The sequence below is a fragment of the Nocardiopsis baichengensis YIM 90130 genome (assembly GCF_000341205.1).
In the GTDB taxonomy this organism is placed as follows: Bacteria; Actinomycetota; Actinomycetes; order Streptosporangiales; family Streptosporangiaceae; genus Nocardiopsis_A; species Nocardiopsis_A halophila.
Genome location: NZ_ANAS01000007.1, coordinates 16,709 through 30,987, shown reverse-complemented (window position 1 = coordinate 30,987; position 14,279 = coordinate 16,709). Strand labels below are relative to the sequence as shown.

Annotated in this window: 12 protein-coding genes; 4 read left to right on the top strand and 8 right to left on the bottom strand. The window is 72.7% G+C overall.

The window, feature by feature from the left end:
• Window positions 1-55 precede the first annotated feature (55 nt).
• Window positions 56-1,717 (top strand): acetolactate synthase, encoded by a 1,662-nt coding sequence (locus tag C892_RS0107795; RefSeq protein ID WP_017556755.1) that lies wholly within the window; start codon window positions 56-58, stop codon window positions 1,715-1,717.
• Window positions 1,718-2,018: 301 nt separating this feature from the next.
• The gene (locus C892_RS0107790) at window positions 2,019-2,444 is read left to right on the top strand and encodes a thioesterase family protein (RefSeq protein WP_026124212.1); all 426 of its coding nucleotides are present in this window, start codon (window positions 2,019-2,021) and stop codon (window positions 2,442-2,444) included.
• A 906-nt stretch (window positions 2,445-3,350) separates the two neighbouring features.
• On the opposite strand, the gene C892_RS0107785 is transcribed toward C892_RS0107790, so the two are convergent.
• The 4 genes from C892_RS0107785 to C892_RS0107765 form a co-directional block, all read right to left on the bottom strand.
• Window positions 3,351-4,652: an HD-GYP domain-containing protein gene (locus C892_RS0107785; RefSeq protein WP_017556753.1), complete on the bottom strand. Its 1,302-nt coding sequence runs from the start codon at window positions 4,650-4,652 to the stop codon at window positions 3,351-3,353.
• Window positions 4,649-5,986: an HD-GYP domain-containing protein gene (locus C892_RS0107780; RefSeq protein WP_017539919.1), complete on the bottom strand. Its 1,338-nt coding sequence runs from the start codon at window positions 5,984-5,986 to the stop codon at window positions 4,649-4,651. The genes C892_RS0107785 and C892_RS0107780 overlap by 4 nt, the downstream gene beginning before the upstream one ends.
• Window positions 5,987-7,506: 1,520 nt before the next feature.
• A complete protein-coding gene (rsrA, locus tag C892_RS0107770) occupies window positions 7,507-7,794 on the bottom strand; it encodes a mycothiol system anti-sigma-R factor (RefSeq protein WP_017539918.1) in 288 nt (95 codons plus the stop codon).
• A complete protein-coding gene (locus C892_RS0107765) occupies window positions 7,791-8,441 on the bottom strand; it encodes a sigma-70 family RNA polymerase sigma factor (protein WP_017539917.1) in 651 nt (216 codons plus the stop codon). Before C892_RS0107765 ends, rsrA begins: the two co-directional genes overlap by 4 nt.
• A gap of 460 nt (window positions 8,442-8,901) precedes the next feature.
• Here C892_RS0107765 and C892_RS0107760 point away from each other — a divergent pair, with 460 nt between their 5' ends.
• Window positions 8,902-9,771 (top strand): class I SAM-dependent methyltransferase, encoded by an 870-nt coding sequence (locus tag C892_RS0107760; protein ID WP_017556752.1) that lies wholly within the window; start codon window positions 8,902-8,904, stop codon window positions 9,769-9,771.
• A gap of 355 nt (window positions 9,772-10,126) precedes the next feature.
• On the opposite strand, the gene thiC is transcribed toward C892_RS0107760, so the two are convergent.
• The 4 genes from thiC to C892_RS31585 all read right to left on the bottom strand — a co-directional run bounded on the left by thiC (window position 10,127) and on the right by C892_RS31585 (window position 13,870).
• Complete coding sequence (thiC, locus tag C892_RS0107755; RefSeq protein ID WP_017556751.1) at window positions 10,127-11,791, bottom strand: phosphomethylpyrimidine synthase ThiC; 1,665 nt, start codon at window positions 11,789-11,791, stop codon at window positions 10,127-10,129.
• Between the two features lie 264 nt (window positions 11,792-12,055).
• A complete protein-coding gene (locus C892_RS0107750) occupies window positions 12,056-12,919 on the bottom strand; it encodes an SOS response-associated peptidase (RefSeq protein WP_017556750.1) in 864 nt (287 codons plus the stop codon).
• A 67-nt stretch (window positions 12,920-12,986) separates the two neighbouring features.
• Window positions 12,987-13,172: a DUF397 domain-containing protein gene (locus C892_RS0107745; RefSeq protein ID WP_026124211.1), complete on the bottom strand. Its 186-nt coding sequence runs from the start codon at window positions 13,170-13,172 to the stop codon at window positions 12,987-12,989.
• Window positions 13,169-13,870: a DUF5753 domain-containing protein gene (locus C892_RS31585; protein ID WP_161631982.1), complete on the bottom strand. Its 702-nt coding sequence runs from the start codon at window positions 13,868-13,870 to the stop codon at window positions 13,169-13,171. The genes C892_RS0107745 and C892_RS31585 overlap by 4 nt, the downstream gene beginning before the upstream one ends.
• Window positions 13,871-13,918: 48 nt before the next feature.
• Here C892_RS31585 and C892_RS0107735 point away from each other — a divergent pair, with 48 nt between their 5' ends.
• Window positions 13,919-14,251, top strand: a complete 333-nt coding sequence (locus C892_RS0107735) for a hypothetical protein (RefSeq protein WP_017556747.1) — start codon at window positions 13,919-13,921, stop codon at window positions 14,249-14,251.
• Window positions 14,252-14,279: the final 28 nt, after the last annotated feature.

The following is a 14,279-nucleotide window of genomic DNA, read 5'->3' as shown; positions in this document are numbered from 1 at the left end:
GAGTAGGTTTCGCGTTCTCCCGACCGAGTGAGCACCAGGACAGCGAGGCTCCCCAATGGAATCGGCCCCCTTCTCCGGCACCGTCGGCGGCCACGGCGGTGCGCACGCCGTCGCCGCCGCCCTCCACCACGGCGTCGACACGATGTTCACCCTCAGCGGCGGGCACGTGTTCCCCCTCTACGACGCGGCCGTCAAGCCCGAACCCGTGATGCGGCTGCTGGACGTGCGGCACGAGCAGACCGCGGTGTTCGCCGCCGAGGGGGTCGGCAAGCTCACCCGCCGCGCGGGGCTGGCCGTGGTCACCGCGGGCCCGGGGGTCACCAACGCGGTGAGCGGGGTGGCCACCGCCCGGTTCAGCGGCTCGCCGCTGGTGCTGATCGGCGGGCGCGCCCCGGACGCGCGCTGGGGCCAGGGGCTGCTCCAGGAGCTGGACCAGCCGCCGCTGTTCGCGACCATCACCAAGCAGGCGCGCACGGTCCACGAGACCGGGTCCATCGCCGCCGCCGTGGACGGCGCCTTCACCGCCGCCAACGGCGCCCACCGCGGCCCGGTCTTCCTCGACGTGCCCATGGACCGCCTCTACGACCAGGCCGAGGTGGAGCCGTCGGGCGGCGCCCCGGTCGCCGACCGATCCCCCGACCCCGGCGAGGTGTCGGCGGTGGCGCGGCTGCTGTCCGAGGCCGAGCGGCCGGTGCTGGTGCTCGGCGGGGACGTGTGGCTGGACGGCGCCGAGGCGGCCGCGCTGGAGGCCGCCGAGGAGCTGGGCGTCCCGGTGGTCACCAACGGGCAGGGGCGGGGGCTGCTGCCCGGCGGCCACCGGCTGCTGGCCAACCGGGCGCGCGGCGCCGCCTTCGGCGGGGCCGACCTGGTCGTGGTCGCGGGCACCCCGCTCGACTTCCGCCTGGGCCACGGCCTGTTCGGCGGCAAGGACGGGGCTCCCCCGGCCAAGGTCGCGCACCTGGCCGACGCCGCGGACCAGATCGCCGGCCACCTCGACCTCGCCGCCTCCGCCTCGGGCGACCTGGGCGCGCTGCTGCGCGGCATCGCCGCCGAGGCCAAGCCGCGGCCGGAGGCGCGGGAGTGGGCCGAGCGGATCTCCGGCACCGCGGCCCGCGCCGCAGCCTCCGACGCCGAGGCGCTCGCGAGCACCGCCGACCCGATCCACCCGGCGCGGATCTACGGCGAGCTGAACCGGGTACTGGACGACGATGCGGTGGTGATCGGCGACGGCGGGGACTTCGTGTCCTACGCCGGCAAGTACATCGAGCCCCGGCGCCCGGGCAACTGGATGGACCCGGGCCCTTACGGCTGCCTGGGCACCGGCATGGGCTACGCGATCGCGGCCCGTCTGTCGCGCCCCTCGTCCCAGGTGGTGACGCTTTTCGGGGACGGTGCGGCCGGGTTCTCGCTGATGGACGTGGACACCCTGGTCCGGCACCGGCTGCCGGTGGTGATGGTGTGCGGCAACAACGGCATCTGGGGCCTGGAGAAGGCGCCCATGCAGATGCTGTACGGCTACGACGTGGCCGCCGACCTGTCCCCGCAGACCCGCTACGACGAGGTGGTCCGCGCCCTGGGCGGCGGGGGCGAGCTGGTCACCGACCCCGAGGAGATCGCCCCGGCCCTGCGCCGCGCCTTCGACTCCGGGGTGCCGTACATGGTCAACATCGCCACCGACCCGGACAACGTGTACCCCCGCAAGACGATGGGCGTCTGACCCGGACGCCCCACCGGACCACCGGGCGCGGGACCGAACGTCCGGCCGGCCCCGCGCCCGGTGCGACGCACGGCCCCGGCGGCATCCCGACGCCCCGGACCGGCAGGAAGGTTTCCCCTTGTCAACGGGCAGGACGCCATCCCGTCCGCTCGACCGGTAGGGCGGCGCCCCGCTCCCTCGACGGGCAGGACGGCGCCCCACCCTCTCGACCGGTAGGGCGGCGCACCCCTCCGCCGGCCGGGACGGTCCACCCGGCGGCGGCCCGACGGGCTCCCGGCCCCACCCGATAGGTTCCGTTGCCATGAGCGACATCGCAGAACCGCGCCCTGGAGCGCGCGGCCGGGTGGGGACGACCGTCGCAACGGGCGACACCGCCGCCTCGCTGGGCAGCGGAGACGTGCCGGTGCTGGGCACGCCGCGGGTGCTGGCCCTGGCGGAAGAGGCCACGGTGGCGGCACTGGAGAACGGCCTGGAGGCGGGCCGTACCACGGTCGGCACCCGGATCGACCTGCGCCACACGGCACCGACCCCGACCGGGGCCCGCGTGCGGGCCGAGGCGGAGCTGACCGAGGTCGACGGCAAGCGCTTGGTCTTCGAGGTGAAAGTGGTCCAGCTGGACCGGAATCCGGCAGGCTCGGACGGCGCCGACGGCCGCATCGTCGCCATGGGCACCATCGAACGCGTCACCGTCGACCGCGCACGCTTCATCGCCTCGGCCGAGGGCTAGCTAGCGCCCTGAGAGGCGAAGAGGCGTGCCGTTTCCCCCGGTCTTGGCTGTCGGCCGCCCGGCCTCTCGCGGTCCGGGTGGAAGCGGCGGCGACGGCACGGCGGGTACCCCGCTCCGGGCTGCTTGCCGGGTGTCGGGCGGCCGGAGTGCCAGGTGGAGGGCGGCGACGAGGCGGGGGCGGTTCCCCTGTATTACCGGTCGGCCGCCGGGTCGCCGGTGGCCCAGGAACAGCGGCGGCGACGGGACGGCAGGTCCCCCGCTCCAGCCTGATTGCCGGGCGCCGGGCCCCTTTGGCGCCGGGGGAAGGCGGCGGCGAGGTCGTGTCCGCTGGCGTGGTGGAGCTCTCCGGGCCCCGGACGCCCCCGGGGGCACTGCCCGCCGCCCGTATCGACTCTCCCGAGATCAACGGCGAGTAGGGGGCGCGCAGCCGGGGCGGGGGCGCCGATCGCGCCGCAGCGGCCGCACCGCTCACACGGGCGCGGCCGAAGGCTCCACCACCCCAGCGGACACGACCTATGCCTGGAACGCGAAAAGGAAGGGCCCTCCAAGACGACAGGCCACCCGGCCCGTCCGAACACCGGCCCCGCCGCCGGCGAGCAGCCCTGCCCAGAGCGCCGGCCCTTCCGTCGCCGCCCGTCTTTCCTGCACCGAAAGGCCCCGCCGCCCGGCAAGCAGGCCGGAGCGGGGTACCCGCCGTCCCGTCGCCGCTGCTGTTCCGGGACCGCGAGGGGCCTGGCGGCCGACCGGCAGGGCCGGGGAACCGCCCAGCTTCGTCGTCGCTGCCCTCTCCCCTGTACCCCGGCGACCCGGCACCCGGCAAGCAGCCCGGAGCGGGGTACCCGCCGTGCCGTCGCCGCCGCCCAGGTGAGGGAACGGCCGACCACCTCTCGGCCGCCCGTGCCGTTCCTACCAGCGGGCCTCGGGACGGGTGAGGACGCGGGCGGCGGCCTCAACCACCTTCGGGTCGTACTCTTCGCCGGCGTCCATCCGCAGCCGCTCCAGCACCGCCTCGGTGCGGTCCGGGTCACCCGAATCGCCCACCAGGTCGTCGAAGGCGTTGGCGACCTTGATGATCCTGCTGCCCAGGGGCGGCGGCCCGTCCCCGCCGTCGCCGCGGCAGCCCTCGCACTGGCGGCGCACCAGCTCGGCCACCCCGTCCAGCACCCCGGTCTCGCGGATCACCGCCGAGCCCAGCTCGGCGATGCGCCGCTGCTCGCGCGGGGAGGCCAGCACGGTCGCGCCGCTGGCGATCGGGTCGCGCAGCGACAGCTGGCCGATGTCGTGCATCAGCGCCGCGTACTCCAGCTCGCGCAGCTCCGACTCGCGCATGCCCAGCTCGCAGCCGACCGCCGAGGCCAGGCGGCTCACCCGGCGCGAGTGGCCGGTCTCCACGTACCCGCCGACCTCGGTCACCCGGGACAGCGCGCGCACCGTCTGCAGGTAGGTCAGCCGGATGTCGGCGAAGCGGCGGAAGGCCACCTGGGTGACCAGCAGCGGCGCGGTGAACACCAGCAGCCCCACCAGGCCGGTCACGGTGGTGGCCAGGGCGATCAGGATGCCCGAGGCGCCGATCGCCATGCCGATGGCGAACTGGGCCCGCACCTCGTCGCGGAGCGCCACGGTGAACCGGGTGCGCAGCCGTTCGGCGCGGATCGCCGCCGCCAGCGCGGCGTCCACCGTCCAGGCCCCGATGACCAGTCCGGCCGTCACCCCCAGCACCACACCCCAGGCGCCCGGCGACGGGGCGAGCACGTCGGCGAAGGGCCGGAACGCCGCCCCCACCGCCATCGGCGCCAGGAAGCGCCGGGACAGGTCGCTCCAGCGCGGGCCGCGCCCCACCGCCAGGTGCGGCAGCTCGCCGACCGCCAGCCCCAGCGCCACCACCGCACCGACCTGTTCGGCCGAGTGGTGCACGGTGGCGCCGCCGACGTCGGTGAGCAGCGCGTACCCGATGGCGCCGGCCGAGGCGATCGGGGCCACCTCGCGGTGGCCGGGCAGGGTGATGCGGGCGATCTCGCCCACCGCGATGAGCACGCCGAAGGCCAGTGCGGCGTGCGGCTCGACGAACCCCTCGGCCAGGGTCCACACCACCGCGCCCGCGGCGCACACGCACGCCGCCGCGATGAGCCAGAACCGGGTGTGGTCGATGCGCGGCGGAACCGTCCCCCGCCCCGCGGACGGGGCCGCCGCCAGCCCGGTCGCCGTCACCGGTCCGCCTCCCCCGCCACGCGCAGCGGCACGCTCGGGTCGTCGTGGTCCTGCTTGGCGACCTCGGCGGCGTCGTCGTCGGGCGGCTCCACCGCGTCGGGCGCCTGCCAGCCGTCGCGGTCCACGGCGGTGATGAGCGCGTCGACCATCCGCGGGTCGAACTGGGGGCCGGCGCAGCGCCGCAGCTCGGCCACGGCCTCCTCGATGGAGCGCGCCTTGCGGTAGGAGCGGGTGGAGGTCATGCAGTCGAAGGCGTCGGCGACCGAGATGATCCGGGCGAACTCGGGGATCTCCTCGCCGCCCAGGCCCATGGGGTAGCCGCGGCCGTCCATCCGCTCGTGGTGGTGCATGATCCCGGCGAGGGCCTCGTCGAGGAAGCCGATCTCGCGGACGATCTCGTAGCCGCGCATGGGGTGCAGCTGGATGGCGGCGAACTCCTCCTCGGTCAGCTTCCCCGACTTCTGCAGCACCTTGGTGGGCACGCCGAGCTTGCCGACGTCGTGCAGCATCCCCGCGTAGCGGATGGTGTGCACCCGCTCGGCGTTGAGGCCCAGCTCGCAGGCGATCATCGCCGAGGCCTTGGAGACCCGCATGCAGTGGCCGCGCGTGTAGTAGTCCTTGGTCTCCACCGCCTGGGCGAGGGTGGCCAGGGTGGCGTCGTGCGCCCGCTGCTCGGCCATGTACTGGTCGAAGGCCCAGCGCGCGATGAACAGCGGGAGCAGCACCAGCAGCACCGCGAACGGCCCGACCAGGCCCCAGATGGCGGCGATGAGCAGTCCGAGCATGCCGTAGCCCAGCGACGACAGCTCGAGTGTGGCCATGGGGCGCCAGCGCAGGCGCTTAGGGCGCTGGATGTCCAGGACGCCGAGCGCGCGCATGAGCCCGACGATGAGCGCGCCGTTGACCGCGTTGTGCACCAGGATGGCGCCGACGTAGGGCAGCACGATCCAGGGGAAGTCGTCCCGGCCGGGCACCCCCATCCTGCCGCCGAGCAGGAGGAAGGCGTGTCCGGCCGCGTACCCGGCCAGGGCGAACTGGGCGCCGTTGAAGAGCCGCTTGACCAGGTTCTGCCGGCGGAAGACGACGAGCATGGAGCACAGCCCCACCACGGCCGCCCCGACCGGTCCGACGAGGACGACGGCGGCCAGGGAGGCGGACGAGCTGGGCGAGATGCCCGCCCGTCCGCCGTCCCCGCCGCTGTCGACCATGGTGCTGATCGACTCGGCGACCACGAACAGCACCGCCAGCAGGAGCAGCGTGGCCGGGTCGATCCCCCCGTAGGGTCCGGCGGCCAGTACCCCGAGGGCACCCAGGGCGACGAGGCAGACGTACAACCGCGCCGCAACCGGAAGCGACCGCAATTCCCGGTACCTCCCACCCCATTGCCGACCGAACCGTCATGATTTCATCGTTACCGTTCTACCACCAGGACCAGCCGTTGACATGGCCGAACAGCCACGTGGCCGCGAGCAGCACCTCGTGCGCGACGGCGAACAGACCCGCCATGGAAATCCCCCTCCTGCGTCGACCGCCCGCCGGCCCCATCGCCCGTCCCTCCCCGACCCCGGACACGGCACCGGCTAGCGAATTCAACCCCTTACGGTCGATATGGCGCCCAGTTTAACGGCCCCCACTCGCCCCCCGATTTCCCCAGACCGAACCGTGAGCCAACCGTAAGCATCCGACGCCCCGGCCATTTCAGAATGTGAAACTACGAATCCGATTCGGACAATCGGCGGCCACGGAAAGTAATTGCCTCCAGCAAGGAGGGAAGCCGCGAAAACCCCGCCCACCACACCGATGCCGCCCCCTCTGCGACCACCACCCACCTGCACTCACTACGGAGCGTCACGCAACCTCTCTCCACGTGGCGCAATAGGGTCGGACACACCCCTCCGACCCCTGGGAGAGAAAATCCGTTCCGCACTCGGGCGTGTCGACCACCGGCACCGACCATTCTGCCCGCGTTCTCCTCTTTTGCGAGGTTCGGGAGTCATGGCCGAAAATACGATTACCCCGCCCTCTTCGACCGTCTTGCCGTAGGGCGCGCGAATACACACTCATCGGCGCCGAAATCCCGCCCCCGCCGAGAGCGCGGCACCGGGCGCGACACCGGCCGCCGGACCGGACTCGGGGGCGGCACACGCAGACGCGGCGCACTGCGCTCCAGGGCCCTACGCTCCGCCGCTCCGCGGTCGTGTCCGCTGGAGTGGTGGAACCCTCGGCCGCGTCCTTGTGAGCGGTGCGGCCGCTGCGGCGCGATCGGCGGCCCCGCCCCGGGTGCGCGCCTCCTTGGCGTTGATCTCGGGAAAGTGGTGGTAGTACGGGCGAGTAGTACCCCGACTTCCCCGAGATCAACAAGGGCGTCGCTGCGGGCGGCAGGCAGTGCCCCCGGGGGGGGCGGCCGGGGCCCGGAGGGTCCCCCCCCGCCAGCGGACACGACCTTCTGCCCCGGGTGGACACGGCCCTCCCGCCCGGCCACCGGCGGCCCGCCACCCGGCAAGCAGCCGCGAGCGGGGCACCTGCTGACCCGTCGCCGCCTCCGGCCCGGACCGCGAGCGACCCGGCGGCCGACCAGCAGGAGCGGGGAACCGCCCGGCTTCGTCGTCGCCGCCCTCCCGCCTCGACCGGCGGCGGCCCGCCACCCGGCAAGCAGGCGCGAGCGGGGCGCCAGCTGCTCCGTCGCCGCCTGCGGCCGGGACCGCGAGCGACCCGGCGGGACACCATCCGCTCCGCACTCCGGGGCGCGGCGCCCCCGTACACCCCCGCCCATGCGCCCCGCGCACCCGCTCCCCACACGACGAAGGGCGGCGCCCCACCGGGCACCGCCCCACTCCATCCGCTCGGGGGCCGCCTACTCGGCGGCGCCCTCCCGGTACTGCATGTCCACGCGGGCCGCCTCGATCCGGGTCAGCACCTTGCCCCGCAGGTCGCCGGGGACGGGGTCGCACCCGCAGTGCTTGGCCACCAGCTTCTTGACGGCCTCCTCAAGGCCGTACTCCTCCAGGCACGGGCGGCACTCGTCCAGGTGCCGCCGGATCTCGTCGCAGCCGGCGTCGGCGAGCTCCCCGTCGATGTAGACGTACAGCCGCTCAAGGACCTCGCTGCACGGGGTCTCGTGCTCTCCACCGCAGCCGCTCATCGCCGTTCCTCCCGCGTCGCCCCGTCGTTGCGCGCCCCCGAGGCCACCGACTCGCGGCCCGGCTCCCCGCCGGAGAGGAAGCCCCGGTCGACGGCGTACTCCTCCAGAAGCGTTCTGAGCTGCCTGCGGCCCCGGTGGAGCCGCGACATGACCGTCCCGATGGGGGTGTCCATGATCTCGGCGACCTCCTTGTAGGCGAAGCCCTCCACATCGGCGAGGTACACCGCGATCCGGAAGTCCTCCGGCAGCTCCTGCAGCGCGCGCTTGACGTCGCTGTCGGGAAGGTGTTCGAGCGCCTCGGCCTCGGCGGACTTCAGCCCCGAGGAGGAGTGCGAGGCGGCCTGTGCGAGCTGCCAGTCCTCGACGTCCTCGGTACCGGCCTGCTTCGGCTCACGCTGCTTCTTGCGGTAGGAGTTGATGAAGGTGTTGGTGAGGATGCGATACAGCCACGCCTTGAGGTTCGTCCCCTCCTTGAACTGGTGGAACGACCCGAAGGCCTTGGCGAAGGTCTCCTGGACGAGGTCCTCGGCGTCCGAGGGGTTGCGGGTCATCCGCAGCGCGGCCGAGTACAGCTGGTCCAAATACGGGAGCACGTCCCGCTCGAACCGAGCCCCCCGCTCGTCGAGTGTCTCCTGGCCCTGACTCAAGCCCGCCTGCCTCCTTGTACCGGTCCGCCGTGGGGTGACCATCGTCGCCTCACGATACGACGCGGTGGGAGCAGGGCGCACGCTTGGGCCGGATGGCCGTGTGGCGGTCTCCCGTTCGAGGACGCCGCAGGTGCCCGTTGCCGCCATGGACGCTTCTGACCTCCCTCGTTGCCTCCGGACGCGTGGACGGGGGCGCTCCGCGCGCTCCGGGTCGGCGTTCGGGTCCGTGGTGCGGGTGCGTGATGGAGGTGCAAACAACGGCCGCCCCCCGCTGATTCCGCCGAACGGAATCGCATGCGATTCCGCGCACACCTTTCGCGCCGTCCCGGACCCGCTCCGCGGCCGACGGGCGTACGCTCGCCTCATGCGTGCAAAAGGCCCGCGCAGCACGCGCTCCCGCAGGTGATGCGGGCGCAGGCGCGGGTAGGAACCTGTGCAGACGACGTGGGAGAGGAGTGTCGTGCGCCCGTCCTCTGGTTTCGCGGCCCGAACCCCGGCGTCCTCATGGACCGGCGCCCCCGCCGACGCCCTTCCTGAGGAGCCGACGCGCTCCCCTGCGGAGCAGTTCGCCGGATCCGATCCGCTATCGGCGTATTGGCGCTTCTACTGGGCGGTCGCCGGGGCGCAGCTCGCCCGGTGGCTGCCCGCCGCGCCCTCGCGCCTGCTCGACCTGTCCGCCCCCGAGTTCCGCGGCGCACCCCGGGCCGTGGCCGCCGGGCACGACGTGGTCACCCTGCTGCCCAGCGCCGACCAGGCGCCCAAGCCCGCACTGTCGCTGGTCAACGGTCATGCACCGGCGCCGCGCCCGGGGCGCGCCCCGGGGCGGATGCGGCCGGTGGTGGGCGACCCGGCGGCGCTGCTGGGCTTCGCCTCCGAGGGCTTCGACGGGGTCATCGCCGACAACAGGGTGCTCTCCCGCCAGCTGGCCACAGAGGAGGCGCTGGGCGAGATCGCCCGGGTGCTGCGGCCCGGCGGCCGCGCGCTGCTGTGCGTGGACTCGGTGGTGCTGGGGATGGCGCTCCTCGCCGAGCAGGACTGCTGGCCCGAGTTGAGCTTCGCCCCCTCGGCCGATGTGCTGCTGGTGCCCTGGCCGGACGGGTCCATCACCCGCTGCTTCACCGCCGAGCAGCTCACCGAGATGCTGTCGGGGGCCGGGCTGGAGACCGAGTGGATCCGCCCGCGCACCGTGCTGTCGGCCTCGACGGTCGAGGTCATGATGGAGCGCGACCCGCGGGCGCTGGGACGGCTGGTCGAGATGGAGCTCCACGCCGAGGAGTCCGACGACTACGTCGGCGTGCACCTGCTGGCGAGCGCCCGCAAGCCGGAGTAGGGCCGCCCCTGCCGACGGGGATCGCATCCCGGGGATCGCACACCGTCGGGTCGCCCCTGGAAGGCTGTCCGGGAAGCGCGGGGACCGCCGGCGGCCCTTCTCCCGGCTGGGGCCGCGAACAGGGCATCGGCCGATCGTCGCCGCCCGTTCCGGTGGCCGCCCGCACGCCCCGTGCCCGGCAGTGCCGCCGGAAAGGCCGCGGACCTCACCTGTCGTCGTGCGTCGTCGCCCGGCCCCGGAGGCTCGCCCCGGTGGCCGGGCCCGGCGGGCGGCAAGGCGGCACCGTGCCCCGCGCGCCCGCCGTGTGCCGTTCACCCCGGTGCGGGGATGAGCCGTCCCCGCACCGGGGCGGCCGTCAGTCGGCCACCGGCAGGTAGACGCGCTTGCCCTGGTCGGCGAACTCGGCGGACTTGTCGGCCATGCCCTTCTCGATGGCCTCCACCGTGGACAGGCCGTTCTCCTCGGCGTAGCGGCGCACGTCCTGGGTGATCTTCATCGAGCAGAACTTCGGCCCGCACATGGAGCAGAAGTGCGCCGTCTTCGCGGGCTCGGCGGGCAGCGTCTCGTCGTGGTAGGCCTGCGCCGTCTCCGGGTCCAGGGCCAGGTGGAACTGGTCCTGCCAGCGGAACTCGAAGCGGGCCTGGGACAGGGCGTCGTCCCACTCCTGGGCCCTCGGGTGGCCCTTGGCCAGGTCGGCGGAGTGGGCGGCCAGCTTGTAGGTGATCACTCCGGTCTTGACGTCGTCCCGGTTGGGCAGGCCCAAGTGCTCCTTCGGGGTGACGTAGCACAGCATCGCGGTGCCGTGCCAGCCGATCTGGGCCGCCCCGATCGCCGAGGTGATGTGGTCGTAGCCGGGGGCGACGTCGGTGGCCAGCGGGCCCAGGGTGTAGAAGGGGGCCTCACCGCAGAGCTCCTCCTCCAGGCGCACGTTCTCGGCGATCTTGTGCATCGGCACGTGGCCGGGGCCCTCGATCATCACCTGCACGTCGTGGGCGCGGGCGATGTGCGTCAGCTCGCCGAGGGTGCGCAGCTCGGCGAACTGCGCCTCGTCATTGGCGTCGGCGATGGAGCCCGGGCGCAGGCCGTCGCCCAGCGAGAAGGTGATGTCGTAGGCCCGCAGGATCTCGCAGAGCTCTTCGTAGTGGGTGTAGAGGAAGCTCTCCTTGTGGTGGGCCAGGCACCAGGCGGCCATGATGGAGCCGCCGCGCGAGACGATGCCGGTGGTGCGGCGGGCGGTCAGCGGCACGTACCGCAGCAGCACGCCGGCGTGCACCGTCATGTAGTCCACGCCCTGCTCGGCCTGCTCGATGACGGTGTCGCGGTAGATCTCCCAGCTCAGCTTGGCCGGGTCGCCGTCGACCTTCTCCAGGGCCTGGTAGATGGGCACGGTGCCGATGGGCACCGGGGAGTTGCGCAGGATGCGCTCGCGGGTCTCGTGGATCCGCTTGCCGGTGGACAGGTCCATCACGGTGTCGGCGCCCCAGCGGGTGGCCCACACCATCTTCTCCACCTCCTCGGCGACCGAGGAGGTCACCGCGGAGTTGCCGATGTTGGCGTTGATCTTGACCAGGAAGTTCTTGCCGATGATCATCGGCTCGGACTCGGGGTGGCAGCGGTTGGCGGGGATCACCGCCCGGCCGATCGCCACCTCGGAGCGGACGAACTCGGGGTCCAGCCCCTCCCGGGCGGCGATGAAGCGCATCTCGGGGGTGATCGTCCCGGCCTTGGCGTAGGCCAGCTGGGTGACCGCCCCGTTGAGCGGCTCGCGCGCGGCGATCCAGTCGGCGCGCGCCGGGGCCAGGCCGGCGTGCACGTCGATGTCGGCGTCGTCGTCGGTGTAGGGGCCGGAGGTGTCGTACAGGTCGAAGTGGGTGCCGTTGCTGAGACCGACCCTGCGCTGGGGAACGCGCAGCACCGACCCGCCATCGGGGTCGGGGACCTCCTGGTAGACCTTCTTCGAGCCCTTGATGGGCCCGGTGGTCACGGAGTGTCGGACGTCACGGTCGTCGAGCGCCGTCAAGGCACGCCTCCCTACGTCGGAATTACCCGAACAGGTTCTGCGGTCGGCGACACCGCCGCCTTCTGGAGGCAGCCGCCCTCTCAGCCCGCCAAGGCGCGAGCTCCCGCGTGTTTGCGATTGTCCAATCACGCACCGTCGTCACGGTGCACCGCGCGTGAAGTAGCGCGGCGATCATATGACCGCAGCCACCTTAACCAGGCGGCGGCGCCCCGATCCACCCCCGGGGCCCGGCGGTGTCCCGGTCCGGCCCCGGCCCGGGAGCCGTCAGAAGAGCGTCTCCTCCTCGCCCGCGGCGTCGGAGGACGGCGGTTCCAGCAGCTCAGGGCCGTTGTTCTTGATGCTGTTGACGGCGGTGGAGACCTCGCGCACCGTGAAGTCGGCGACCGGGGTGGAGGCCATGACGCGCTGGACGTCGGCCAACCCGGCGGCCGGGTCGAGCCAGGAGGCCCACTCCCGGCGGGGGACGACGACCGGCATGCGCTCGTGGACCTCCTCCAGGCCGCCGACGGCCTGGGTGGTGACGACGGTGCAGCTCCAGACCCAGGCGGCGGGGTCCTCCTCGGGGACCTCGGGGTCGCGCCAGCGCTCGAAGAGGCCGGCCAGGGCCAGCGGCTCGCCGTCGGCGTAGGCCACGGAGAAGGGCCTCTTCTTCGAGGAGGACTTGCGGCGCTTGTGGCCGGGGTCGGTGGCGGGGGACGTGCCGGGCTCGAAGGTGCCGGGGGCGGCGTCGGGGAGCAGCTGCCACTCGTAGTAGGCGTCGGCGGGCAGCAGGCAGCGGCGCCGGGCGAGAGCGGAGCGGAAGGCGGGCTTGTCGGCCACGGTCTCGCTGCGGGCGTTGATCATCTTGAAGCCGACGTTGGCGTCCCTGGCCCAGGAGGGGACCAGGCCCCAGCGGAAGGAGGCCAGACTCCGCGGACCGGGCGGGACCCCTTGCGCGGCCTCGTTGGGCGGGGTGCCCAGGACGGCGTAGACGTGTTTGCCCGGGGAGATGTTGTAGTCCGGCTGAAGCTCTTCGAGGGGAGGCCGGGAACGGGGGTCGCTCGGTCCCGAGGGGTCGGGAGCCTCGGCGAAGTCGAAGGCGAGCTGGAGCTCGTGGGCGTTCCTGGCCCTGGCGAAACGTCCGCACATGAGGACAAGTCTGGCACTGCCCGGGAGGAATCCGCGCGGCCCCGGCCGAGACCGGGACCGCGGGGCGTCAGAGCTCCCCGCCGCAGACGCCGACCAGGAAGGCCACCCAGGCACCGGGCGTGTACTCGATGTGGCCGAGGTGCTTGTTCTGGGTGTCACGCACTCGGACGATCTCCGCTTCAGCCACCTCGACACAACTCCCCGACGAGCCACTGTAGCTGCTCTTGTGCCACGCGGCTTTGTCGCATGTCATTGGAACGCAATCCTCGCCTTCATTATCTGATCCAGCGCATCAGTGCTCGGAAGAGCAGCCGCCTGGAGAGCACCGAAGACTATCTCGCAGTGCCGAAGCTTCTCAGGTTCGGTGTCGTCGATGATCTTCTCACCGGTCATGTACTCCGCCGACGCGAGCGTCGTCCGGTCGGGAAAGCGATAAAGCCTGAAGGGGCCGTCCCTGCCAGGAGCGGCAGGCGCGTCCGCGGGGAGTACCTGGAGGTAGATCTTCTCGTCTTCGACCAGCGCCGAGAGCCGATCGAGCTGTTCGATCATGCACTCCCTCGGCCCCACTGGGCTGGTGAGCACACTGGAACTGAGCACGAACCACAGAAGGGGGCGATCGTCATCCTCCAGCAGGCCCCAACGGACGACGCGCGCCTCGATCATTCGCTCTAGTTCAGCCGACCGAGCCCACGGTCTTGAGGCGCGGAACAGCGACCGAGCATAAGCCCTGTTCTGGAGAAGTCCAGGGATGAGAAGCGGCTGGAACTCTCGGATCTCCGAAGCCTCACGTTCCAATTCAGGGACCCGATAGAACCAATCCGGCAGCCTGTCCGGACTGTTCATCCGAGTCCATATGCGGACCACCTCGTTCCCGGCTTCCAGGAACTCGTCAAGATTCACCGCGTGTTCCCGCAGGCAGAACCGCTTCCCTCGCTCAATCGAGGAGTACATGGCCCGCGACCTGCACCGGGTCCTGGCCGCCCTCCGAGGAGGCCTGCTGTGACCGGCGAGCGCGACCCCCTCCTGGACCTCCTGCGCGCCCACTACGGCCACCGCTGCGCCATCCGCCGCACCGACACCCTCTGGATCGCCACCGCCCGCGACCGCGACGCCGACCACGCCCCCACCCTCGTCCAGCCCGACATCGGCCGCTTCCTGACCGAACTCGACGACCCGCCCCCGCGCGCCGGCCGCCCCTACCGGTCCCTCCTCGACACCGACCACTTCACCCGCCGCGCCCACGACCTCGCCGACGGCGTCCACCTCTACGACGACCACGGACCTGAAACCGCCCCCGGCGACGATGAGGAGCCCCCGAACACGCGGCGGTGACCGCACTCGGCTCCGGGCCTTCTGCGAA

What these genes read in the sequence shown, in the direction of transcription:
- C892_RS0107795 (WP_017556755.1), top strand. Translation starts at nt 56, where the DNA reads ATGGAATCGGCCCCCTTCTCCGGCACCGTCGGCGGCCACGGCGGTGCG.
- C892_RS31585 (WP_161631982.1), bottom strand. Translation starts at nt 13,870, where the DNA reads ATGTACTCCTCGATTGAGCGAGGGAAGCGGTTCTGCCTGCGGGAACAC.
- C892_RS0107745 (WP_026124211.1), bottom strand. Translation starts at nt 13,172, where the DNA reads ATGACATGCGACAAAGCCGCGTGGCACAAGAGCAGCTACAGTGGCTCG.
- C892_RS0107750 (WP_017556750.1), bottom strand. Translation starts at nt 12,919, where the DNA reads ATGTGCGGACGTTTCGCCAGGGCCAGGAACGCCCACGAGCTCCAGCTC.
- C892_RS0107790 (WP_026124212.1), top strand. Translation starts at nt 2,019, where the DNA reads ATGAGCGACATCGCAGAACCGCGCCCTGGAGCGCGCGGCCGGGTGGGG.
- rsrA (WP_017539918.1), bottom strand. Translation starts at nt 7,794, where the DNA reads ATGAGCGGCTGCGGTGGAGAGCACGAGACCCCGTGCAGCGAGGTCCTT.